11 protein-coding genes are annotated in these 25,100 nt (G+C 70.2%); 4 read left to right on the plus strand and 7 right to left on the minus strand.

The genetic code is table 11. The features are described 5' to 3' along the window. Window positions 1-189 precede the first annotated feature (189 nt). A complete protein-coding gene (gene arsH / locus FHT36_RS17555; RefSeq protein ID WP_169123774.1) occupies window positions 190-912 on the plus strand; it encodes an arsenical resistance protein ArsH in 723 nt (240 codons plus the stop codon). Continuing rightward, window positions 909-2,096, plus strand: coding sequence for an MFS transporter (locus FHT36_RS17560; RefSeq protein ID WP_169123775.1), 1,188 nt, complete (start codon window positions 909-911; stop codon window positions 2,094-2,096). The genes arsH and FHT36_RS17560 overlap by 4 nt, the downstream gene beginning before the upstream one ends. Before the next feature lie 3 nt (window positions 2,097-2,099). On the opposite strand, the gene treY is transcribed toward FHT36_RS17560, so the two are convergent. From treY to FHT36_RS17595, 7 genes are read right to left on the minus strand one after another with little or no spacing between them, the layout of a single operon-like run. Continuing rightward, window positions 2,100-4,625: a malto-oligosyltrehalose synthase gene (gene treY / locus FHT36_RS17565; RefSeq protein ID WP_169123776.1), complete on the minus strand. Its 2,526-nt coding sequence runs from the start codon at window positions 4,623-4,625 to the stop codon at window positions 2,100-2,102. Then, window positions 4,622-6,655 carry a 4-alpha-glucanotransferase gene (malQ, locus tag FHT36_RS17570; RefSeq protein ID WP_169123777.1) on the minus strand — a complete coding sequence of 678 codons (2,034 nt, stop codon included), beginning with the start codon at window positions 6,653-6,655 and terminating at the stop codon, window positions 4,622-4,624. Before malQ ends, treY begins: the two co-directional genes overlap by 4 nt. Then, a complete protein-coding gene (gene treZ / locus FHT36_RS17575) occupies window positions 6,652-8,403 on the minus strand; it encodes a malto-oligosyltrehalose trehalohydrolase (protein WP_169123778.1) in 1,752 nt (583 codons plus the stop codon). The genes malQ and treZ overlap by 4 nt, the downstream gene beginning before the upstream one ends. Continuing rightward, a complete protein-coding gene (gene glgX, locus FHT36_RS17580) occupies window positions 8,400-10,502 on the minus strand; it encodes a glycogen debranching protein GlgX (RefSeq protein ID WP_210257825.1) in 2,103 nt (700 codons plus the stop codon). Before glgX ends, treZ begins: the two co-directional genes overlap by 4 nt. Then, a complete protein-coding gene (gene glgB / locus FHT36_RS17585) occupies window positions 10,502-12,706 on the minus strand; it encodes a 1,4-alpha-glucan branching protein GlgB (protein WP_169123873.1) in 2,205 nt (734 codons plus the stop codon). The genes glgX and glgB overlap by 1 nt, the downstream gene beginning before the upstream one ends. 11 nt (window positions 12,707-12,717) lie before the next feature. Next, window positions 12,718-15,999, minus strand: a complete 3,282-nt coding sequence (gene treS / locus FHT36_RS17590) for a maltose alpha-D-glucosyltransferase (protein ID WP_169123779.1) — start codon at window positions 15,997-15,999, stop codon at window positions 12,718-12,720. After that, window positions 15,996-19,199, minus strand: a complete 3,204-nt coding sequence (locus tag FHT36_RS17595; protein WP_210257826.1) for an alpha-1,4-glucan--maltose-1-phosphate maltosyltransferase — start codon at window positions 19,197-19,199, stop codon at window positions 15,996-15,998. Before FHT36_RS17595 ends, treS begins: the two co-directional genes overlap by 4 nt. A gap of 291 nt (window positions 19,200-19,490) precedes the next feature. On the opposite strand from FHT36_RS17595, the gene FHT36_RS17600 reads away from it, so the two are divergent. Both FHT36_RS17600 and FHT36_RS17605 read left to right on the plus strand, forming a co-directional pair. Then, window positions 19,491-24,467, plus strand: coding sequence for a hypothetical protein (locus tag FHT36_RS17600; protein WP_169123780.1), 4,977 nt, complete (start codon window positions 19,491-19,493; stop codon window positions 24,465-24,467). A gap of 109 nt (window positions 24,468-24,576) precedes the next feature. Continuing rightward, window positions 24,577-25,071 (plus strand): hypothetical protein, encoded by a 495-nt coding sequence (locus FHT36_RS17605; protein ID WP_169123781.1) that lies wholly within the window; start codon window positions 24,577-24,579, stop codon window positions 25,069-25,071. The last annotated feature ends 29 nt before the right edge of the window (window positions 25,072-25,100 follow it).

Raw genomic sequence — 25,100 nt, forward strand, 5'->3', positions numbered from 1 at the left:
GAGAGATGGGCCAAAACGTCTCGTGTCCCTGCGCAATAATTGTACTTCTGCTTATGATTTGACTTTTCTCTGCTCAAGCCGGGTGCAGGCGCCGGCCCGTCGCCGCACCGTCGCGTCGCCGATGGATGCTGTGAGCCGCGCCGGACGCTGCTATGAGAGCGGCGGAGCCAGCCCAGGCGAGGAGCATCCGTGACCGACGACACTTTGCCCAACGTAACCGAGGCCCTGTTTCACGTCCCGAGCCTCGACCGGCTGCTCCCGGCCGCGCCCTCGCGCCATCCGCCGCGCATCCTGCTGCTCTATGGCTCGCTGCGCGAGCGCTCCTATTCCCGCCTGCTGACGCTGGAGGCGGAGCGGCTGCTGAAGCGGCTCGGCGCGGAAACCCGGGTCTATCATGCCGATGGCCTGCCTTTGCCCGATGGTGCCCCGGTGGAGCATCCCAAGGTGGCGGAGCTGCGCGAACTCACCATGTGGTCCGAAGGGCAGGTGTGGTGCAGCCCGGAGCGGCACGGGGCCATGAGCGCGGTGATGAAGGCGCAGATCGACTGGATCCCCCTCGCGCTGGGCGCCATCCGCCCCACGCAGGGGCGCACGCTGGCCGTGATGCAGGTGTGCGGGGGCTCGCAATCCTTCAACGCAGTGAACCAGATGCGCATCCTCGGCCGCTGGATGCGCATGCTCACCATTCCCAACCAGTCGTCCGTCGCCAAGGCCTATCAGGAGTTCGACGAGGCGGGGCGGATGAAGCCCTCCGCTTATTACGACCGGGTGGTGGACGTGATGGAGGAACTGGTGAAGTTCACCCTGCTGACGCGCGACATCTCCCCCTATCTCACCGACCGCTACAGCGAGCGCAAGGAAGCGGCCGAGGCGCTGGAGGCGCGGCTCGCCCTCGGCGCGGCCGTGCGGTGAGCGCCGCCGCATCGCCGGCCGGGACAGGCGGCGCCGGCCGTTCGGTCATCGCCGCGCTGGGCGTGGTGCAGATCCTCACCTGGGGCTCGTCCTTCTATCTGCTCACGGTGCTGGCGGGGCCGATCTCCAGGGATACCGGATGGCCGCTGCAATGGATCGTCGGCAGCCTCTCCGTGGGGCTTCTGGTGGCGGGGCTGGTCTCGCCGAAGGTGGGCGCGCTGATCGATGCGCGCGGCGGGCGGCCGGTGCTGGCGGGCGGATGCGCGCTGCTGGCCTGCGGCCTCGCCTTGCTGGCGCTGGCGCAGGGGCCGGCGATGTTCATGCTGGGCTGGTGCATTGCCGGCGCGGGCATGGCGGCGAGCCTCTATGACGCAGCCTTCGCCGCGCTCGGCCGGCTCTACGGGGCGGGCGCGCGGCGGGCGATCACCATGCTCACTTTGTGGGGCGGCTTCGCCAGCACGGTGTGCTGGCCCATCACCGCCTTCCTCGATGCGCATCTGGGCTGGCGGGCGACGTGCTTCGTCTATGCCGGCCTCCATCTCGCCGTCTCGATCCCGCTGGTGCTGGCCTTCATGCCGGCGATTGCGCCGCGAGTGGAGACCGGCCGGCCGGCGCGGGGCGGGCCGGTGGTGCTTGGCGGGCCTGAGCGCATCTCCTTCCTGCTCATGGGCGGCATCGTCACCCTCATCGGCACCATCGCCTCCGCCATGTCGGTGCAGGTGCTGGCGCTGCTCCAGTCGCGCGGCCTGAGCCTCGCCGAGGCGGTGGCCGCCGGGGCCTTCATCGGCCCGTCGCAGGTGTTCGCGCGGATCATCGAGCAGGCGTCCGGCGGGCGTCATCATCCGCTCTGGACGATGATCTGGGCGGTGGCGCTGATGGGGCTGGGGCTGGTGATGCTGGCGGCAGGCTTTCCCATCGTCGCCGTGGCGCTGGTCGCCTATGGCGCCGGCAACGGCATCTTCTCCATTGCCAAAGGCACCGTGCCGCTGGCCGTGCTGGGGGCGGAGCGCTACCCCGTGCTCGCCGGCCGCCTTGCCCGTCCCGCATTGTTGGCGCAGGCGCTGGCGCCGCTGGGCGCGGCGCAACTTCTCGCGGCCTGGGGGGCGGGCGCGGCGTTCTCGGCGCTGATCGGCCTGTGGCTGGCGGCGGCGGTGCTGCTCGGATTGCTCTGGCGGCGGGTGTAGCCCTCAGCCTCCCTCGCCCACGAGAAGGGCGAAGGGCCAGTCCGTGTTGGCGGCGAGATCGGCCGCCGATGGCACCGGTTCGGATAGGCCGGGCACCGCGAAGCGCCAGCGGAATCCGGCCGGCAGCTTTATCCCCTGCCACGCGGTCGGTTGAAGGCCGCCGGCCGGCGTCACCTGCTCGAAGGTCCTTACCGGGCAGGCGACCAGCAGCGCCTTGCCGCCGCCCGTGCGCAGGAAGCTGGCCATGGGCACGGTGCCGCCCACGTCCAGCGGCACATACTTCCCGCGAAACAGCTCCGGCTCTTTCGCGCGCAGCCGGAGCAGCGTGCGGATGAGGTGCTGCTTGCGGCCGTCGCCACCCTCGGGCGGGACATCGAGGGTGGCGCGGCGGCGGGCGAAGTCTACGGGGCGGCGGTTGTCCGGGTCCACCAGCGAGAGGTCGAGAAATTCCGTGCCCTGATAAAGGTCGGGAATGCCGGGGGCGGTGAGCTTGAGCACGCTTCCCGCCAGCCCCTTCGCCTCCGCGGCCGGGCGGATGAGATCGACGAAGCGGGACATCTCCCGCCGCATGTCCGCCCCCTCGGGCGCGGTGAGGATGAAGCGGGCGAGGCCCTGCGCCTCGGCCTCGAAGGCCTCGTCCGGCCGGTCCCACGAGGTCGCGCGCTTGGCCTCGCGCAGCGCCTTCATCTGCCAGCCTTCGACGCGGGCGAGGAAGGTCTCCATGCCGGAGGCATCGTCCGGCCACGCGCCCACCAGCGTCTCGACGAGCATGATGCGGTCGGCCGCATCCACGGTCGGCGCCTGTCCCTTCAGTGCCGCCAGCCAGCGGTCGAGGAGGGCGATCCACAGGTCCGCGCATTCGCTGAGGATGGAGAGGCGCGCGCGCACGTCCTCGCCGCGCTTGTGGTCGTGGGTGGCGCTCGCCAGCATGGCGAAGGGCCAGTGCGCCGCCCGCGCGGCGGCCGTCCGGTGCCAGTCGGCGACGCTGCCGCCGCCCGTGGCGGGGTTCGAGCCCACCTCGTTGCGCGAGAGCAGCGGGCCGTAGCGATAGAAGGCCGTATCCTCCACCGACTTCGCCGCGACGGGGGAAGACAGCTGCTCGAAACGGGTGATGGCCGCGCGCCGCAGGTCCTGATGGGGCGCATCGGGGGCGAGGGGGCCGAGCCATGCGCCGATCCGGTCGAGGTGCCATTGATCGCCGGGGAAGACGCCGCCCCGCGCCGCCGCGATGGCCTCATGCAGCGCGTCCGCCCCCGTCTCGCCCGTGCCGGCGGAGTAAGTGCGATAGCGGGGGAAGTGGACGAGGATTTCGATGAGGCAGCGCCGGAGCGCCGGGCGCGGGCGGTCGCGGTCGGCGAGATCGGCGGCGGCGAGCGCGGCGAGGGCATCCACCGCGCTCTCCAGCGGGGCGGTAAAGGACCGGGCGATGATCTCCCGCCGCGCCGGCTCTTCCTCGGCGGAGAAGGCTGCGGGCCGACCGGTGTGGGCGGCCCAGTGGGCGGTGAGGCGCTCGAAGCCGGCCGCGTCGTGGAGCAGGCGGCTCACCTCCTCCATGAAGTCATAGCCGGTGGTGCCGTCCACCTCCCAGCCGGGATCGAGGCTCTCGCCCGCCGCAAGGATCTTCTCCACCACCAGCCAGGCGCGCCCGCGCAGCGGCGCCGGCCGCATCGTCTCCCGCGCCGAAAGCTCCGCCCGCAGCCGCCGGCAATAGGCGCCGGGGTCGGCGAGGCCGTCCACATGGTCCACGCGCAGGCCGTCGATGAGGCCTTCCGCGTAGAGGTCCAGCACCGTGGCGTGGGTGCGCTCGAACACGCCGGGGGCGTCGGCGCGCAACGCGGCCAGCTCCGTCACGTCGAAGAAGCGCCGCCAGTTGATGGCGTCCGGGGCGGTCCGCCAATAAGCAAGGCGATAGTGCTGGCGCTCCAGCAGGGCGTGGAGATGCCGGGCGGCCTCCTCCCCGGCCAGACTGCCGGCGGAGGCGGGATCGGCCTCCAGCGCCTCGGCATCCTCCGGCCGCAGCGGGAAGAGATGGTGGAAGTAGCGCACCGCCCAGCCGGCCTCGGGATCGCGCACCAGCTTGAGGTCGCCGCCGGCCAGCACCTCGTGATAGGGCGCGCCGAGGAAGGGGGCGAGGAGCCGCCCGCCGCCGGCCTTAAAGTCGATGTCGAACAGGGGAGCGAAGGGACTGTCGGGGCCGCGCCGCAGCACGTCGAGCCAGTAGGGGTTTTCATCACCGCCCACGCCCATGTGGTTGGGCACGATGTCCACCACCAGCCCCATGCCGTGGCCGCGCAGCGCCGCCACGAGACGGCGCAGGCCCTCTTCGCCGCCGAGTTCGGGATTGACGTGGGCGGGGTCCACCACATCGTAGCAGTGGGTGGAGCCCGCCCGCGCCTTCAGGATGGGCGAGGCATAAAGATGGCTGATGCCGAGATCCGCCAGATAGGGCACCACCGCCGCGCCGTCGTCGAAGGTGAAGCCCTTGTGGAACTGCAGGCGATAGGTGGCGCGGGGGAGGGCAGAGGTCATCTTTGTGCGGCCCCTTCGCCGCGGGTCTGCTGGAGGAGGGAGAGCCGGGCCCTGATCCGGGGCGCGGCGAGGAGGTCTTCGGCCGGCGCGGACAGGCGGCGGCGCCAGTTGGGGTGCTCGTCCACGGTGCCGGGCAGGTTGGGGCTTTCGTCGAGACCGAGCAGGTCTTCCAGCGGGATGATCGCGAGGTCGCACGCGCTTTGCGCCACATAGGCGACGGCCGCATCCACCGCGCATTCCGCATCGTCGAGCAAAGTCGCGATGCCCGCCGCGGCCGCCGCCGTCGTGAAGGCCGTGCGCTCGCCGGCGCGGGCGGTGAGGGCTTCGGCCGCCACGTCCGACGCGGTGATGCGGGCGCGCCAGTGGAGGTCGCGGCCGTGCCACCAGCCGGCGATGGTGGGCAGGTCGTGGGTGGAGGTCATCCCCACCGCCTCTCTTTGCCAATCCTCCGGCGGCAGGAAGCCGCCGTCCTCGTCGCGCTCGAAGGGCAGCACGCGCATGCCGAGGATGCCAAGCGCCGTCATTTCCGCGCGCAGCCCCTCCGGCACCGTGCCGAGATCCTCACCGATGGCGATGGCGCCATGCGCATGGGCCTCGATGGCCACGAGCCGCAGGAGGTCCTGAAGCGGATAGGTGAGATAGGCGCCCTCTCCGGCGCCGGCGCCGTCCGGCACCAGCCACAGGCGGCGCAGGCCGAGGATGTGGTCGATGCGCACCCCGCCGGCATGGCGGAGCGCCGCGCGGATGGCCGCGAGGAAGGGCTCGAAATTCTGCGCCGCCAGCGCCGTGGGCGAGATGGCGGTGAGGCCCCAGTTCTGCCCGGCGACATTGATGAGGTCCGGCGGCGCGCCGATGGCGAGGCCGGCGAGCAGATCACCCGGCCGGCTCCATGCCTGGCTGCCGGCGGGATCGAGCCCGACGGCGAGATCGGAGATGAGGCCGATGCCCATGCCGGCCGCCCGCGCGCGCGCCTGCGCGGCGGCAAGGCTGCGCGCGGCGAGCCATTGCAGGAACAGGTGAAAGCGCACCTCGTTCGCCTGCGCGGATGCGAAATCGGCGACTTCAGGGCTTTCGGGATCGCGCAGCGGCGCCGGCCATTTCCGCCAGTCGGGGCCGTGGCCCCCGGCGATCATGGCGGCGTGCAGCGCCTCGAACAGCGCGTGGCGGGCGAGGTCGTCGCCGGGCAGCGCGGCAAAGGCCCTGAAATCGCCGGCGGCCTCGGGGAAGGTGTCCAGCGTGTCGAACAGCCGGCGCAGGTAAGCGAGCTTGCGCCGCGCCGCGCGGGGCCAGTCGATGAAGGCGTCCGGCCCTTCATCCTCGCCATCGATGACCCCCGGCGGGAGGAAGGCGGCGATGTCGGCGAGGAGGGGGTTGAGCGCCAGCCGGCTGGAGGGCGAATAGGGGCTGAAGCGCTCGGGCGCGGCGGAGAACAAAGCGTGCAGCGGGCTCAGCGCCACGGCGTGGGCGCCGAAACCCGCCAACCGTTCGGCCAGCGCCGCGACGGCGCCCAGATGGCCGATGCCGCCATCCCCCGCCTGCCGCAGCCCATAGACCTGCGCCGCCACGCCGAAGGCCCGCGCGCGGCTGGTCCGCTCCGCCACCGAGGGCGCGCGGCGCGGGGCCACCGCGAGGCGCAGGCTCTGCGCGCCGATGCTGAGCACGTGATAGCCCGGCGTCTCCGGCGCGGTGAAGACGGAGCCCTCCCGGTGCGGCCGCAGCGTCACGCGGCGGGGCGTCTCCCCCTCCAGCTCGGCCGGCACGGAGGGAACGATGCCCGGCAGCACCACCTCCCGGCCGGCATCGGCGGTCATCAGCCCCGGCAGGTCCTGCGGCGCCTGAAGGGCCGCGAGGGAGCGTCGGATATCGGCCGGCGTGCCGCAGGGATGGCCGAGGGCGCAGAGCACGCGCTCCAGCGTGTCCACCGGCACGCGGTGGGGACGCGCGAAGGCATCGGCCCATTCGATGGAAACACCGGCCGCGCGGGCCAGCGCCTCGATGGGCAGGGGATCGGGCTGGCGGCACGCCGTCATGCCGGGGCGCCTTCGAGAAAGGCGAGGGTGGCGCGTGGGGGAATGGCGAAATCCTCCACCGCGCCGCTGGATACGATGAGATGCAGCGCCGCCGGAAGGTCGGCAGGGCAGGGCTCCCCGCCGAAATTGGCGGCGAGGGTGAGCACCGCGCCGTCGCCCATGCGCCAGCGCGCGACCACCGCGTGGTCGGACACCGCCTGCGCGCCGAGGCTCGCGGCGCCCTCAAGGCGCGGCACCACATGGGTGTGGCGGGCGGCGATCATGTCCTCCACGAAGTTCTGCCACTCGTCCGCGTCGGGCGGTGGCACCGGGATGGAGGCGGCGAAGGTCGCCTGCGCATTGGGGTCGGGAATGGTGGCGCGCCGCGCGGGATCGGCGAAGGCGGAGAAGCGGGCGAACTCCGCGCGCCGGCCCTCGCGCACCAGGTCGGCCAGCCCTTCCGCGTGGTCGGTGAAGAACAGGAAGGGCGTGCGCGCGCCCATCTCCTCGCCCATGAACAGCATGGGGATCTGGGGGCTGAGCAGCACCAGCGCCAGCGCCGCGCGCACGCCATCGGCATCGGCCAGGGTGAGGAGGCGCTCGCCGAAGGCGCGGTTGCCGATCTGGTCATGGTTCTGGGCGAAGGCGACGAAGGCGGTGGGGGGCAGGTGGGCGCTCGGCGTGCCGCGCGGCCGGCCGAGGTTCGGCGCCGCCTCGCCCTGATAGGCGAAACCCTCGGAAAGGCAGCGGGCGAGGCGATGGGCCGGGGCGTCGGCGAAATCGCCGTAATAGGCCTCCTGCTCGCCGGTCAGCAGCACATGCAGGCAATGGTGGATGTCGTCGTTCCACTGGGCGTCGAACGGGCGCGGCAGGAGGGCCGCGTCGTTGTGCTCGTTCTCCAGCACCAGATGCACGGGACGATCCGCCGGGATGCGGGCGCGGATATCGCGGCCGAGGGCAGCGAGGGCCTCAGGCGGCAGGATGGCGTGGACCGCATCGAGCCGCAGCCCGTCGAAGCGGAAGTCCTCGATCCACATGAGCGCGTTTTCGAGGAAGAAGCGGCTCACCTCCGGCCGGTCGAAGGCCACCGCCGGCCCCCACGGGGTCGCCTGTTCCGCGTGGAAGAAATCCGGCGCGTAGAGGCCGAGATAATTCCCGTCCGGCCCGAAGTGGTTGTAGACCACGTCCAGCAGCATCATCACGCCATGGGCGTGGGCGGTGTCGATGAGGGCCTTCAGCTCCTCCGGCGTGCCGTAGATGGCGGCGGGGGCGAAGGGCAGCACGCCGTCATAGCCCCAGTTGCGGGTGCCGGGAAACGCCGCGACGGGCATCAGCTCCACCGCCGTGATGCCGAGGGCCGCCCATGCGGGGATCTTCTCCGCCACCCCCGAAAAGCCGCCGCACAGGCCGGCATGGACTTCGAGGATCACCGCCTCATGCCACGGCCGCCCAGCCCAATCGGTGCGCCAGCGATACGCGCCGGGATCGGTGACGACGCTGAAGCCGTGGACATCTCCCGCCTGCGCCCGCGACGCGGGATCGGGAATAGCGGTGCCGTCCTTCAGGCGGAAGCGGTAGAGCGTGCCCGGCCCGACCGGCGCCTCCGCCTCGAACCAGCCGTCCGCACGCGGCGCCATGGGGAGGCGGGCGCCGGTGGACAGCTCCAGCTCGATGGCCTCCGCGCCCGGCCCCCAGAGGCGGAACAGAGTTCCGTTGGCGGTGAGGATAGGGCCGAAGGCGGTCGTGGTGTCGTACCCCCTCCCGCTCATGCACCGCCCCCGGCGATGCGCCCGCGCAGCAGCACGAGGGACTGGGGCGCCACCTCCACCTCCTCGCCTTCCACCAGCATCTCCGGCGCGCCGGGATTGGCGCTGTCGATCATCAGGATCACCGGGCTCGGCGGGGGAATGCGGAAGGCGCGCGGCTCCTGCGTGGCGTTCAGCATCAGCGTCATCACGCAGATGGTGCCGTCGTCGCCGTGCGCGGCCCGGCGCAGGGTGAGGAGGCGCGCCTCCGCCGCGTTCCAATCGTCCGGGGAGGGCGTGCCGGCCTTCTCGTCGAACCACGCGATGTCGGTGATGCCGGGCGCCAGCTCCCGGTCGCCATAGAGGAAGGAGCGGCAGCGCAGGAGGGGAAAATCGTGGCGCGCCTTGGCGAGCACCGCGACGAAATCGGCGAGGATCTGCCCGTCGGCGCCTTCCAGCAGCGACCAGTCGATCCACGAGGTCTCGTTGTCCTGGCAATAGGCGTTGTTGTTGCCGTTCTGCGTGCGGCCGAACTCGTCGCCGGCGAGCAGCATGGGTGTGCCCAAAGCGAGGAAGACGGTGGCGAGCATGGCCCGCTCCAGACGGGCGCGGCGCTCGCGGATTTCGGGGTCGTCGGTGGGTCCCTCGGCGCCCCAGTTGGCGGAATAATTCTCCGAATGGCCGTCGCGATTGTCCTCGCCATTGGCCGCGTTGTGGCGCTCCGCGTAGGACACGATGTCCCTCAGGGGGAAGCCGTCGTGGGACGCGATGTAGTTCACCGAGGCCCACGGCCGTCGCGCGCGGCGGTCGAAGATGTCGCCGGAGCCGGAGAGGCGGGCGGCCAGCTCGCCGCGCTGTCCCGCATCGCCGCGCCAGAAGCGGCGGACCGTGTCGCGGAAGCGATCGTTCCACTCGGCGAAGCCCGGCGGGTGATGTCCGAGCTGGTAGCCGCCGGGGCCGATGTCCCACGGTTCGGAGATCAGCTTCACGCGCGAGAGCACAGGGTCCTGCCGGAGCACGTCGAAGAAGCCGGAGCCGGGATCGAAGCCATGCTCCTCGCGCCCCAGCGTGACGCCGAGATCGAAGCGGAAGCCGTCGATGTGATAGTGCGTCACCCAGTAGCGCAGGGAATCCACCACCATCTGCAGCACGCGCGAATGGGAGAGATTCAGCGTGTTGCCGGTACCGGTGTCGTTGATGCAATAGCGCGGCTCGTCCTTCACCAGCCGGTAGTAGGAGCGGTTGTCGAGGCCGCGAAAGCTCAGCGTCGGGCCCAGCTCGCTGCCCTCGGCGGTGTGGTTGTAGACCACGTCCAGGATCACCTCGAGCCCGGCCGCATGGAGGCGGCGCACCGCCACCTTGAACTCGTTGCGGTCGCCGGCGGAGAGATAGCGCGGCTCGGGCGCGAAGAAGGAGAGGGTGTTGTAGCCCCAGTAGTTCCTGAGCCCCTGCGAGACCAGATAGCGGTCCTGCACGAAACCATGGACGGGCAGCAGCTCCACCGCCGTCACCCCCATGCGCTTGACGTGCTCGATGAAGGCGGGATGGGCGAGGGCGGCAAACGTGCCGCGCTGGTGCGGCAGCACGTCGTCGCGCAGCATGGAGAGGCCGCGCACATGGGCCTCGTAGATCACCGTGTCCGACCACGGGGTCTGCAACGGCCGGTCGTCGCCCCAGGAGAAGCTGTCGTCCACCAGCACGGCCTTGGGCATGGCCACCGCGCTGTCGCGCCGGTCATAGGAGAGATCGCCGCGGCCGGAGGCGACGCGATAGCCGAACAGCGCGTCCGACCACTGCACCTGCCCCGCGATCTGGCGGGCATAGGGGTCGAGCAGCAATTTGTGCGGGTTGAAGCGGTGGCCTTCCTCCGGCGCGTAGCGGCCATGGGCGCGGAAGCCGTACAGCAGGCCCAGATGGGCGTTGGGCAGATAGCCGTGCCACACCTCGTCGGTGCATTCCGGCAGCGGCATCCGGGCGATCTCCCGCCGGCCGGAGGGATCGAACAGGCACAGGTCGATGCCGTCCGCATTGGCGGAGAAGACGGCGAAGTTGGCGCCCAGCCCGTCCCATGTCGCGCCCAGCGGATAGGGCTGTCCGCTTTCGAGCCGCTCCGGCCGCGCCATCAGTTTTCTCCCGTGTGAACGAAGAGGAGGGTGGAGAGGGGAGGCAGCGTGAGGTCGAGGCTCTGGCCTTCGCCGTGGGCCGGCTCCTCCCGCGTTTCGACGCCGCCGTAATTGCCCATGCCCGAGCCGCCATAGAGCGGCGCGTCGCTGTTCAGCACCTCGCGCCAGCGCCCGGCCGCGGGCACGCCGATGCGATAGCCCTGCCGGGGCACCGGCGTGAGGTTGATGACCGCCAGCACCGGCGCCGCATCGGGCGCGAGGCGCAGGAAGGCGAGGACGCTGTTCTCCCGGTCGTCGCCGACGATCCAGCGGAAGCCCTCGGGCCGGTCGTCCAGCGCGTGCAGCGCCGGGAGGTCCCGATAGAGGCGATTGAGGTCGCGCACGAGGCTCTGTATGCCGCGATGGGCGGGGTCATCAAGAAGGAACCAGTCGATCTCCCGGTCGTGGCTCCACTCGCGCTCCTGCCCGATCTCCCCGCCCATGAACAGGAGCTTCTTGCCGGGATGGGTCCACATGAGGCCGAGCAGCGCCCGCAGGTTCGCCCGCTTCTGCCAGGTGTCGCCCGGCATCTTGCCGATGAGCGAGCCCTTTCCGTGCACCACCTCGTCATGGGAGAGGGGCAGCACGAAGCGCTCGGAGAAGGCATAGACGAGGGAGAAGGTGAGTTCGTCGTGGTGGTGCCGGCGATAGACCGGCTCGCGCGCCATGTAATGGAGCGTGTCGTGCATCCAGCCCATGTTCCACTTGTAGGAAAAGCCGAGCCCGCCGTCCGCGCTGGGACTGCTCACGCCCGGCCATGCGGTGGATTCCTCGGCCAGGGTGATCGCGCCGGGGCAGCGCTCGGCCACCACCGCGTTGAGGTGGCGCAAGAAGTCCACGGATTCCAGATTCTCCCGCCCTCCGAAGCGGTTGGGGATCCATTCGCCGGGCTTGCGGCTGTAGTCGCGGTAGAGCATGGAGGCCACCGCATCCACCCGCAGCCCGTCCACGTGGAAATGCTCCAGCCAGTGGAGCGCCGAGGCGATGAGGAAGCCCGCCACCTCGCGCCGGCCGAGATTGTAGATCAGCGTGTTCCAGTCCTGATGGAAGCCCTCGCGCGGGTCGGCATGCTCATAGAGCGCGGTGCCGTCGAAGCGGGCGAGGCCGTGGGCGTCGGACGGGAAATGCGCCGGCACGAAATCGATGATGACGCCGATGTCCGCGCGGTGGCAGGCATCCACGAAGGCTGCGAAATCCTCCGGGTCGCCGAAGCGGCGGGAGGGTGCGAACAGGCCGAGGGGCTGGTAGCCCCACGAGCCGGTGAAGGGATGCTCCGTCACCGGCAGCAGCTCCACGTGTGTGAAGCCGAGATCCTTCACATAAGGCACCAGCCGCTCCGCCAGCCCCAGCCACGACAGCGGCGCGCCGGTGGCGGGATCGCGCAGCCACGAGCCGGCGTGCACCTCATAGATGCTGATGGGCGCCGAGGGCGCATTGCGCGCGGCGCGGGATGCCATGAAGGCCTCGTCCCGCCAGCGGTGGGTGCGGGGGGAGGGGACGACGGAGGCGGTCTCCGGCGGCAATTGCGTCGCCCGCGCCACCGGGTCCGCCTTCAGCGGCAGGAGCGCGCCATCTGGCCCGATGATTTCGTATTTGTAGAGCGCCCCCGGGCCGACGCGGGGGATGAAGATCTCGAACACCCCGCTGGCGCCGCGCCGGCGCATGGCGTGGCGGCGGCCGTCCCAGCCGTTGAAATCACCCACGACACTCACCCGCCGCGCATTGGGCGCCCACACGGCGAAGCGCGTGCCGGCTATGCCCTCCACCGTCACCGGCGCGGCGCCGAGGGCATCGGTGAGGCGGAAGTGGCGGCCCTCGGAGAAGAGATGCAGATCAAGGTCGCCCAGCAGCGGGCCGAAGGCGTAAGGGTCCTCGGTCTCCTCCGTGCGTTTCGGCCAGCGGATGGAGAGGCCATAGGCGCCTTCGGGCAGCGGCCCGCAGAACAGGCCGTCGATGGGCCCCGGCTCCAGAAACAGCGCCTGCGGCCCGGCCTTCGGCTGCACCGCTACTGCTTCGGCACCGGGCACGAACACGCGCACATAGCGGCCCTGCGGCCCCTCATGCGGGCCGAGCACGGCGAAGGGCTCGTCCAGCTGTCCGCTGGCGAGCTGGTCGAGCACGGCGGGATCGAGCGGCGGCACGCGGCTCATCTCCACGCGGTTCATCTGCACGCTGTTCATGCGCCGGCATCCGGCGGCAGGTCCGCGACGAGGCGGGCGAGGCTGCTGAGGGCGATGGGGAGCCAGTCCGGCCGATTGTCCATTTCGTAGGTCACCTCGTAGGCCGCCTTTTCGAGGAGGAACAGGCGGAGCAGAGCGTCGTCGCGCTCCGCCTCCGCGCCGCGCGTGTCGATGCCGGCACCCTTGCGATAGGCGTCGAGCAGGGTCTGCGGCACGCGCGCCTGGAAGAGATCCGCGAGGCGGCCGAAATTGGCGTCGCCTGCGGCCTGCGAGGGGCGGCGTCGGGCGCGCACGGCATAATCCAGCGAGCGCAGGATGCCGGCCACGTCGCGCCAGCCGCTGTCCTTGGCGCGGCGGGCCTCCACCGGCAAAGCGGGCTCGCCCTCGAAATCGATGATGACGGCATCGCCCTGCGCCACCAGCACCTGGCCCAGATGGAAATCGCCATGAATGCGGTGGAGCTGGGCGCCTTCGCCGGCGGCGACGAGCCGCTCGATCTCGGCGCTAATCGCCGCACGGCGATCGAGGATGCAGGACGCCTTCTCCCGGTCGCGTTCCGCGAGCGTGTCGAGGCGGGCGGCGAGGCCCTTCAGCGCGGCGTCCATGCGACTGCCGATGCGGCTGCGCCACGCCTCCAGCGCCGTGCGGCCGGCGGGCTCGGGCGCGAAGGCGGGATCGTCCGTTTCCGCCGCGAGCAGCCGGTGCATCTCGCCGAGGCGCAGTCCGAGATGCTCGGCGAAGCGCAGATAGGGGGCGATGAGGTCGTCCTGCTGGATGTCCTCGTGCCCCACCTCGTCAGCGGCGCGCTGGAGGAAGGAGAGGGTGAAGGTCCAGGCATCGCCCTCGCCGGCCACATAGGCCTGCAGCACTGCGAGCACCTGCGGCGCGCCGCCATCCGGCTCGTGGACGATCTCGCCCAGCAGCGTCGCGGTGTTGGCAAAGCCGCGCTCGGTGAGCGCCCGGCTCATCTCCGCCTCGGGGTGGATGCCCGGCGTGATGCGGCGGAACAGCTTGAGAATGGCCTTGTCGCCATAGATGAGCGACGAATTGGACTGCTCCGCCGAAAGAAAACGCACCGGCGCGCCCTCGGTGAGCGGGGCGCTCTCGAAGGCCGGTGTCTTGCGGAAGATGATGCGGCCCTGCGAGCTTGCCACCTCGCCGTCGCGGGCGATGAGGTCCATCACGTCGGCGGCGAATTCCGGCAGCGCGAACGCATCGGTGAGATAGCCCGTGCGCCGCCCGCGCCGCACGCGGGAGAGCGCCAGCTGCTGGGGCAGGGACTGGCCCGCCTCATCGTCCCACGAAATGCCGACGGGGAGCTGGTAGAGGTCCGTGCCGCTCGCCCGCTTCGTCTCAACCATCACGAAGGCGCGCTCGCGCTTCTTCCCGAGCCGCGCGGTCATGGCGACACGGGCGGACTGGAGGGCATCGCCCTTGCCCGCGAACCAGCGCCGCTTGGGCAGATAGGCCGGCAGCACATCGGCCTCAAAGCTCTTGCGATGGGCGGCGGTGATCATCTCTTCCGGCGCGCCCTTGAGCACGAAGGTGAGATATTCCGGCATGGCCTCGGGGGCCGGGGTGTGCCAGTCCGGCGATTGCGCGTCGGTGGCGAGGAGGAACCAGTAGAAGCCATAGGGCGGCAGGGTGAGCAGATAGGTGAGCTGGCCGATGGGCGGGAAGGGCGAGGAGCCGAGCAGCTCCAGCGGGATGCGGCCGGAGAATTCCGAGAGGTCCAGCTCCACGGCCTGCGGCGAGCGGGAGAGATTGGCGACGCACAGCAGCGTTTCGCCCTGGTGCTCGCGCAGATAGGCGAAGACTTTCCGGTTCTTCGGATAGAGAAAGCGCAGCGTGCCGCGCCCGAACGCCGGGTGAGCGCGCCGCACGGAGAGGAGCTTGCGCGTCCAGTTCAGCAGCGAATGGGTGTCGCGGCTCTGCGCCTCCACATTGATGGCCTGGAAGCCGTAGAGTGGGTCCTGGATGGGCGGCAGGACGAGGCTTGCGGGGTCGGCCTTGGAGAACCCGCCGTTCCGGTCGGGAGACCATTGCATGGGCGTGCGCACGCCGTCGCGATCGCCGAGGAAGATGTTGTCGCCCATGCCGATCTCGTCGCCATAATACATCACGGGCGTGCCGGGCATGGAGAGCAGCAGCGATTTCATCAGCTCCACCCGCCGGCGGTCGCGTTGCAGCAGGGGCGCGAGGCGGCGGCGGATGCCGAGATTGATGCGGGCGCGCCGGTCGGCGGCATAGAAGTTCCAGAGATAATCGCGCTCGCTGTCGGTGACCATCTCCAGCGTCAGCTCGTCATGATTGCGCAGGAAGATGGCCCACTGGCAGTTTTCCGGAATATCCGGCGTCTGGCGCATGATGTCGGTGATGGGGAAGCGGTCTTCCTGCGCGATGGCCATGTACATGCGCGGCATGAGCGGGAAGTGGAACGCCATGTGGCATTCATCGCCGTCGCCGAAATATTGCTGGGTGTCCTCCGGCCACATATTGGCCTCGGCCAGCAGCAGGCGGTCGGGATAGGCGGCGTCCAGCTCCGCGCGGATGGCTTTGAGGATTGCGTGGGTCTCAGGCAGATTCTCATTGGAGGTGCCCTCGCGCTCCACGAGGTAGGGCACGGCATCGAGCCGCAGGCCATCCACGCCGAGGTCGAGCCAGAAGCGCATCACGCCCAGCACCGCCTTCAGCACGGCGGGATTGTCGAAGTTGAGATCGGGCTGGTGGGAATAGAAACGGTGCCAGAAATAGGCGCCGGCCACCGGATCCCATGTCCAGTTCGACTTCTCGGTGTCGAGGAAGATGATGCGCGTGCCGGCATAGGCCTGGTCATTGTCCGACCAGACATAGAAATTGCGATGCGCCGAACCTGGCTTTGCGCGGCGCGCGCGCTGGAACCAGGGGTGCTGGTCGCTGGTGTGGTTGATGACCAGCTCGGTGATGACCCGCATCCCGCGCGCATGGGCCTCGCGGATGAAGCGGCGCGCGTCGGCCATGGTGCCGTAATCGGGGTGAACGTTCTTGTATTCGGAGATGTCGTAGCCGTCATCCCGCCGCGGCGAGGGATAGAAGGGCAGAAGCCAGATGCAGGTGACGCCGAGGCTCGCAATGTAGTCGAGCTTGGAGATCAGCCCCGCGAAGTCGCCGATGCCGTCGTCATTGGCATCGAAGAAGGACTTCACATGCAATTGGTAGATCACCGCGTCCTTGTACCAGAGCGTGTCATCGCCGGTGGTGGAAGCTGCGGAGGCGGCGGGGGCGGAATGAACGTTCATGCGACGCCTCCCACGGGGCGGATGCGCCAGATGGCGTAGGGCAGGTCGGCCGGATCGAGGTGGATGGTCTGCATCTTTCCGGTCCATGTGAAACGGGTGTCGCGCAACAGGTCTTCCACCTCGACTGCGGCATGGTCGGGCAGGCCGAATTCCCACAGGGGCACCTCGATCGCGGCGCTGCGTGGGGCGTGGGGATCAAGGCTCACCGCCACCAGCACCATCTCGTCCTCATCCGGCAGTCGCTTGCCGAAATAGAGAACCTGCTCGTCGAAGGCGGTGTAGAAGGTGACGTTGAGGTGGGATTGCAGCGCCGGGTGGGCCCGGCGGATGGCATTGAGGCGGGTGATCTCGGCGACGATATTGCCCGGGCCTGAGTAATCGCGCGGGCGGATCTCGTATTTCTCGCTGTCGAGATATTCTTCCTTGCCCGGCACCGGCGCTGCCTCGCACAGCTCGAAGCCGGAATAAAGGCCCCAGAGGCCCGACAGCATGGACGCCAGCGCGGCGCGGATGAGGAAGCCGGGGCGGCCGAAGCGCTGGAGGAAATAGGGGTTGATGTCCGGCGTGTTGACGAAGAAGTGCGGGCGGTAGATGTCCCGCGCCGGCGCCCGGTTCAGCTCTTCCAGATAGTCGCGCAGCTCGGCTTTGGTGTTGCGCCAGGTGAAATAGGTATAGGATTGGGAAAAGCCGATCTTGCCGAGACGGTACATCAGCTTCGGCCGGGTGAAGGCTTCGGCGAGGAAGATCACGCCAGGGTCGCGGCTGCGGATGTCGGCGATCAGCCACTCCCAGAAGCGGAAGGGCTTGGTGTGAGGATTGTCCACCCGGAAGATGCGCACGCCGAGGCGCACCCAGCCTTCCACTACGTCGCGCAAGGCGAGCCAGAGGTCAGGCACCGCGCCCTTGGCGTAGAAATCGACGTTGACGATGTCCTCGTATTTCTTCGGCGGGTTCTCAGCGTAGCGGATGGTGCCGTCCGGCCGCCACTGGAACCAGTCGGGATGCGCCTTCAGCCAGGGATGGTCGGGCGAGCACTGGACGGCGAAATCGAGCGCGATCTCCAGCCCCTCCGCGCGGGCCGCCGCCACCAGCGCGCGGAAGTCCTCGAACGTGCCGAGCTCGGGGTGGATCGCCTCGTGCCCGCCGGCCTCGGCGCCGATGGCATAGGGGCTGCCGGGATCATCCGGTCCCGCCTCAAGCGCATTGTTGCGGCCCTTGCGGTGGCTGCGGCCGATGGGATGGATGGGCGGGAAGTAGAGCACGTCGAAGCCCATGTCCCGGATCGCCGGCAACCGGCCCATCACGTCGCGCAGGGTGCCGTGGCGGGCGGCATCGTCGGTGACGGAGCGGGGGAACAGCTCGTACCAACTGGCGAACTGCGCGGCCTCGCGATCGCATTCGATGGGGTAGAGCTGCGCCGCGCCGGTGGCGAAGGCGCGGGGATCGGCCTCGGCCATGGCGGCCGCGAGGGTGGGGGAGAGCAGCGCCTCCACGGCAGCGGCCTCGCTGTCCTTCAGCCGCCTCAGATGGTCGCGGATGACGCCGCGCGGGCCCTTCGGCGCGCGCTCCAGCGCGTCTTCGAGCAGAGCGCGCCCCTCGCTCACTTCCACGGCGAGCTTTTGGCCCGTCGCGCGCTTCTTGCCGAGATCGCGGCGGAAGGTGCCGAAATGGTCCCACCAGGCCTCGATGAGGAAGTCGTGGCGCCCCACGCGCAGCAAAGGAAAGCGCGCCTGCCAGCGGTCGTTCACCGTGGGCACGAGGGGCACGCGCTGCCATGTCTTCTCGTCCGCGGCGCGCCAGCGCAGCTCGGCGGCGAGCATGTCGTGGCCGTCGGCGAAGATGTCCGCCTCCACCGTCACCACGTCGCCCACGCAGCGCTTCACCGCGAAGCGGCCGCCGTCCACGCTCGGCGTCACCCGCTCGATGGCGATGCGCGGGGCGGATGTGAAAGGCGCCACGGCTGGGCGCGGCGCGAGGATGGGCGGCGTTGTGGCGAGATCGATGGCGGCGGTGCCGCCGGGCGGCAGTTCATCCAGCACGGTGCCGGCCAGAGCGAGGCCGAGCCGCGCGGCGGCCTCCCGCGCGCTCAAGGGCGCAGAATGGTCGAGAGCGGCGTTGAAGGTGAGGAGCCGCGCGCCGTCCGGTCCATCGGCCTTGATCAAGGTCGCCGCCGCGCCGGGCGAGGTGAGCTGGCGCAGGCGGCGGACCGCCACGGGCGCGGCATTGAGCGCGGCGATCTGCGCGGAGAGATCGAAGCCCGCGGCATCGTCCAGCCCGTCGTCGGTTTCCATGAAGGGGGTGCGCGCGCCGTGCTCAAACCCCATGGGCATCAGCCAGCCATCGGCGAGCTGCGCGGCGGCAGCGAGCGCGAGGCGATGGCGGGCCTCGGCGGTGGCGTCCGGTCCGCGCGCGGCGAGGCGCGGGGCGAAGGGATCATCGCAGAAGCCGATGAGCCGGGCGTGGGGGCGCAGGGCGTTGAACTCCGACACCAGCCACGGCGCGCGGGCGTCCCACCACGCGCTTGAAGCAGTGACGAAATCGAAGGCGCTGGCGATTTCCCGCACCTGTTCGCGCGGCAGGCCCGGAGTCCAGCCCAAGGCGATGAGACCGGCGCCGCGGGCGGGGCCAAGAAGGCGTTGCCAGATCTCGGCCGGCAGCGCGCCGGCCGCGTGGCAGCGCACGCCGCTGATGCCGGCCTGACGCCAGCGGTCAAGATGACCGGCCCAGAAATCCGTGAAGCGGGCGGCGGCCGCCTCGTCCGCCAGCGTTACGCCATGTCCTGCGGTCGCGGGCGAGACGCGCGGATCGCCGGCGGTCGCCGCGCCGCTCCAGCAGCCCGGCAGCGCCGCGAGGAGGTCGCCATTGCCGGCCTGCGTGCAGGCGAAATCCATGAACAAGGCGAGGCCGTGGGCCGCCGCCGCATCCGCAAGGCTTCGAAAAGCGTCTTCGGGCCGCTCCCCGTCAAGCGGCGTGGCGAGCGTGTCTAGGCTGCGGGTGGCGAACCAGCTGTGCGGCTCCACCGGGAACGGCCAGCCGAGGAGCAGCGTGTCGAAGCCGAGCGTGGCGATCCGCGCAAGGAAGGCGTCGCGGGCATCTCCCGTCGGCATCGCGCGCGGGGGCACATGATAGAGCCGGGGCCGTGTCTGGTCCGACACCGGCGGAATCCGTCCGTATTCGCCCTCCATCGTCTGATGGTGCACGTCTTGCCCTCGCCGATACCGTTGCCTGTGGTGAGACAATGTCTTGGGCGGCGGGGTGTTCCGCACTGCGCAAATTATGCTGCGCAGGCGTTGGCGAGACCTTGGGAGGATTTGTTGCGCTACGTAACTCAAGGTTAACCATGATGGGAAATTCTGGGGCCACCCGAAACGGCTGCTTCGCTGTCGCCGACCGGCGCCCCTGAGGGGGGCCGGCCGCGTGCGCGGACGTGCGCCGAATTCCCGGTGCTGCGCCAAAGGGGGCGCGTGCGGGATCGGGAGGGAGACACGCGCATGTTCGGCGCCACGCACGGGTCCAAGCCCGACCGGGTCGTCACCGGGACCCATTGGCGCGCGCGCCTTATGCGGGTGCTTCTCTCGGGATCGGCGCTTGCCACCGTTCTCGCCGGGCTGGCGCCGGCGACGGTCGCCTACGGCGCCTGCGTCACCTCCGGTCCGGTGGGCAACCCCACGGCGCTGGATTGCGCGGGCGCGAGCTCGGCCGCGGCGGTGGTCACCGGCAACACCATCACCGTCACCACGGCGGACGACACGAGCATCACGGCGGCCGCGCCCATCTCGGTGGTCGTCGGCTCCGGCCTCGGCGGCGGCGACATTGTGCTCAACAACATCGGCGGCAGCTTCACGGCCACCACCGACGGCATCGTGCTGATTTCGAGCGGCGCCATTTCGCAGGCGTCCGGCACCGGCATCGGTGCCACGGTGAAGGCGGACGGATACGCGCTCACGCTCCTCCCCGCCACCAATGCCAGCGTTCGCGTGCTGGCCGGCGCGAGCCTCAGCGGCGGGTCGAGCGGCGTGCTCGCCTCCACCTCGGGCAATATCGACATCGCCGCCGAGGGCGGCACCTTCAAGGGCACGAGCGCGGACGGCCTCACCCTCATCGCCGGCGGCAACATCACGGTGAACGATTTCGCCGGCAGCGCCACGGGCGGCCAGAACGGCCTGTTTGCCCAGTCCACGACCGGCACCATCACCATCGACCGCTTCACCGGCACGGCCGAAGGTACCGGCGCCAGCGGCGTGTTCGCGCAGGTGACGGGGGCTGGCGACGTCAACATCCGCGACTTCAGCGGCGGCGCCACCGCCGGCCAGAACGCCATTTTCGCCCAGAGCAACGCCGGCAAGGTGGACCTCTCCGGCTTCAGCGGCACGGCGGAAAGCACCGGCGCCAACGGCATCTTCACCCAGGTGGTCACCACCGGTGACATCTCGCTGAAAAGCTTCAGCGGCAGCGCCACGGGCAGCCAGAACGGCATCCTCGCCTTCGCCACCTCCGGCACCATCGATGCCTCGGGCTTCAGCGGCTCGGCGAAGGGCACGGGCGGCAGCGGCCTCCTGCTTTCCACGACCACCGGCGCCATCACCGCCGACAATTTCACCCTCGGCACGGGCAGCGGACCGTTCCTCACCGGCGCCGCCGCCGGCATCCAGGCGCTCTCCACGTCGGGCGCCATCAGCATCCAGAATTTCGGCTCCAGCGCCCAGGGCGGGCAATACGGCATCTTCGCCCAGACCGGGGCGGGGAGCGTCAATGTCTCCGGCTTCTCCGGCACGGCGACGGGCACCAGCGATTACGGCGTCTATGGCCGCACCACCAGCGGCGCCATCACCGCCGACACTTTCACCGGCGGGTCCGCCGGTTCGCCCAACATCGTCGGCGGTGCCAACGGCGTGCTGCTGCTCACCGACACCGGCGGCATCAGCGTGAAGAACTTCGCCGCCAGTGCCTTGGGTGGGCAGTACGGCATCTTCGCGCAGGCGGGCACCAGCGGGGACATCACCGTCTCCGGCTTCTCCGGCACGGCGACGGGCGGCAGCGGAGCGGGCGTGTTCGTGCGCACGCTGGGCGGCAGCGTGACGGCGGACGCTTTCAGCGGCACCGCCTCGGGCGGCCAGTATGGCGCCTTCTTCAACGCCACCGGCGGCGATCTCTCCATCCAGAACTTCTCCGGCACGGCGAAGTCCACGGCTGCGGGCGGGTTCGGCCTCTATGGAGAGGCCACCGGCACCATCACGCTCACCACCACCGGCAGCGCGTCCATCGAAGGCACGGCGGACGGCGTGTTCCTGAAGCAGATGGGCGGCAAGGTCGCCGTGAAGCTCGGCGACACCACGCAGGTGAAGGGCTCCAGCGTGGGCCTGCGCGTGTCGTCGGATGCGGGCAGCACCGGCGACATCGTGGTCGAGACGACGGCCGGCACCTCCGTGTCCGGCGCGGTGGGGGGCATCCGCATCGACAAGACCGGCACCTCCGGCAATGTGGACGTCACGACCGCCGGCACCGTCACCAGCAGCGGCGGCGCCGCCATCGCGGCCGTCTCCTCGGTGGAGGGGACGACGCAGACCAAGATCGGCGTGTCCGGCGCCGTGACGGGCGCCGTCGGCGGCATCGTCGCCGACGCCACCAGCACCAAGGGCAATGCCACCACGCTCATCGCCACCGACGCCACCGTGAAGGGTGGCACCGGCACGGCGGTGAAGGGGCTCGCCACCTCGACGACGGGCGATGCCCTGAGCAGCTTCACCCTGCGCGGCGCCATCACCGACAGCGCCAGCGGCGCCGACGCCTCGGCCACGGCGGCGGGCACGGCGACCACCTCGGTGAAGGTGGAGAATGCCATCACCGTCTCCGGCTTCGGCGTGCGCGCCGTCTCCACCGGCGCCGGCGGCTCCGCCACGGTGACGACGACGGCGAACGGCGCCATCACCTCTGGCGCACAGGGCATCGACGCCAGCGCCACCGGCACCGGCATGAGCGTCACCGTCACCACGGACGGCATCGTGAAGGCGGGCGGCGCCGGCATCCTCGCCGCGCTCACCGGCGACAGCGGCACGGTCAACGTCACCACCAACGCCAAGGTCACGGCGGGCGGCACCGGCATCGATGCCGGCCTCTCCGGCGCCGGGGGCACCGTGACGGTCAAGAACACGGCGGAGATCGACGCGCAGGGCTCCGGCATCATCGCCCTCAACACCGGCGGCGGCGCCACGGTCACGGTCGCCGGCAAGATCATTGCGGGCGGCAGCTTCGGTGTCGGCGCGACCTCCGGCGGCACGGGCGCGGCCCGGGTCGATGTGGGCGCGGACATCACCAGCGCCGGCACCGGCGTCGCGGCACAGACGGGCGGCAGCGGCGACGTGACGGTGACGCTGGCGGACGGCAACCGCATCCTCGCCGGGGGCACCGGCATCCGCACGCTGGCGAGCGGCGGCGGCGCCACCGTCGTCACCCTCGGCACCGGCGCGCGTGTCTATGCGGATACGGGGCAGGGCGGCACGGGCAATGGCATCCGCGCCGACGGGACGGGCACCGTCGCGGTGGGCATCGGCGCGTTCAGCGTGGTGTCCGGCTCGGGCGCCTCCGAGGACGAGGCGGTGATCCGCGTGTCGAGCGGCACCGGCACCACCATCGATATCGGCACGAGCGCGCTGGTCAGCTCATGGACCTATGCGGCCAATGGCGACCTCGCCAGCGCCGCCGGGCGCGTGGCGATCCGCGCCGATGCGGGCTCCACCACCGTCACCAACAACGGCACCGTGATCGGCCGGGTGAGCTTCTCCGACGGCAACGACACCTTCAACAATCTCAGCTCCAACACCTGGGTCACGGTGGGCGTCAACAGCTTCGGCGGCGGCACGGACCAGGTGAACAATCCCGGCCTCACCGTCACCGCGCTCAACGGCGCGCAGGCGGAGACCACCACGTTCACGGGCCTCGAAACCTTCGTCAACGGCAGCCTCGTCGCGACCGACGCCGGGCTGCTCACCATGATCGACGAGACGCCCGGCCAGACCGCCTCTAACGGCGCCCGGGACGTGACCTATGTGAGCGGCGTGTTCGTGGGGCAGGGCAACAGCCGCCTTGGCATCGACGCCTGGCTCGGCGGTCCCGGCTCCACTGCGGACAAGCTGGTGGTCGGCGGCCTCGATGCCAACGGCAACCTGCTGCCCGCCGGCACGGTGGCGACGCAGGGGCAGACCGCCATCGTCATCAACGACGTGAGCACCAGCACCGGGGGCTACAACCCCAAGGGCATGATGGTGGTGGAGGTGGTGAACCCCGATGCCGTCTCCTACGGCAAGTACGGCACCCAGGAGGCGAGCTTCGTCATCTCCTCCCAGTCGGCCGGCTACGATCCGCGCTTCGGCGGCGTCATCGACAAGGGCGTGTTCTTCTATGACCTCGTGACGCGCGGCAACGACACCTACCTCGTCGGCGTGCCGGACCGGGAGGCCTACGAGCTGCCGCGCCTCGTCACCGGCGCGCAAAGCATCTGGTACGAGACCAGCGGCGGCTGGCTGGACCGGCAGGCGGACCTGCGCACCTATCTCAATGGGGGCAACGGCGCCATCGTCGGCAAGGCCCCCAGCGCCGGATCGCAGAGCGTGACGCCGGGCGTGTGGGCCAAGGCGGTCGGCAGCTGGGGCCTGCGCGACTCGTCCACCACCGCCACGGTGCCGGGCGGGGCCTACACCTACGACATGGGCTATTCGCAAGACACCTACGGCTTCATCGCCGGCGCCGACTTCGGCAAGACCAATGTGTCTGCGTCCGGCAAGGACGCAGTGATGTTCGGCGTGATGGGCGGCTATGTGACCTCCCAGCTCGGCTTCGATGCCTCGCTGACCTCCGCCAGCTATTCCGGCGGCACGGTGGGCGCCTATGCCACCTACCTCAACCGCAACTGGTTTGTGGACGCCCTGTTCAAGGCCGACATCCTCTCCATGGACTACACCGCGCCGACGCTCGGCGGCGCGGCGGCCTACGGGCAGAGCGCGCGGGCGACCAGCCTCGGCTTCACCCTCGACACCGGATACCGGGCGAAGCTCGGCGCCACCGGCTTCTTCGAGCCCATCGCCACGCTGAGCTATGTCTCCACCCGCATCAACAACCTGCCGCTTCTGGCCGGCACGGCGGCGGACTTCGGCAGCAATGACAGCCTCAGGGTGGGCCTCGGCGCCCGCGTGGGCGGTCCGGTCTATGACAATGCGTCGCTGCGCATCGAGGCCAACCTGAATGCGCGGCTCTGGTACGAATTCCTCGGCGACAACACGGTGACCATCTACAATCCCGGCCTGCCGCTCACCGTCGCCGACGACTTCAACGGTGCCTTCGGCGAGATCGGCGGCGGCTTCAACGTGTTCGCCAAGAGCAATGGCTGGAACGGCTTCACCACCGCCAGCCTCAAGTTCGGCGAAGGCTATGCGGCGGCGAACGCGCGGGGCGGCGTGCGCTACCAGTGGTAGGTACATGGCGGGTGGTGGGGACATGGCAGGCGTGTCCCACGTCCTGACGGTTGATTGTGCAGCTGCATCGCGACGCCTAAGCTGCGCGCCTGATCTGAAAGGAAACGTCATGCGCGCCGCCACAGCGGTCCTGGTGCTGGGTTGTCTGCTTGTGCCGCTCTCGCTGGCGCGGGCCGACGACTGCCAAAGCGTGGCGGATGCCTATGACCGCCTCAGCAAGGTTCCGGCCTACCGGCAGGTGGCCGCGTTGGGCGGCGCGCCCTTGATGGAAGCCGTGATCGTCGGCGACGTCATGTACGTCAAGCATGGGGCCAAGTGGACCAAGATGCCGCTGGGACCGGGCGGGCGTGTGGAGATGCAGAAGCAGGTCATTCCCAGCGCCGCCAGCCTCAAGGACTGCCGGCGCGTCGGCCCGGAGACGGTGCAGGGCAAGAACGCGGTGGCCTACGACTACACGCCGCCGCCCATGCCGGGCGCCGTCGAGTTCGATCCCCAGCGGGTATGGATCGCGGTGGACAGCGGCCTGCCGATCCGCATGACGTCCAAGCAACAGAAGACCGAAGTCGTCATCAGCTTCGACAACGTCGTCGCGCCCATCCCCTGAGCCCGCCGGCCCGGCAGCGCCGTGGGCGC

The organism is Xanthobacter sp. SG618 (assembly GCF_012932745.1).
In the GTDB taxonomy this organism is placed as follows: Bacteria; Pseudomonadota; Alphaproteobacteria; order Rhizobiales; family Xanthobacteraceae; genus Xanthobacter; species Xanthobacter flavus.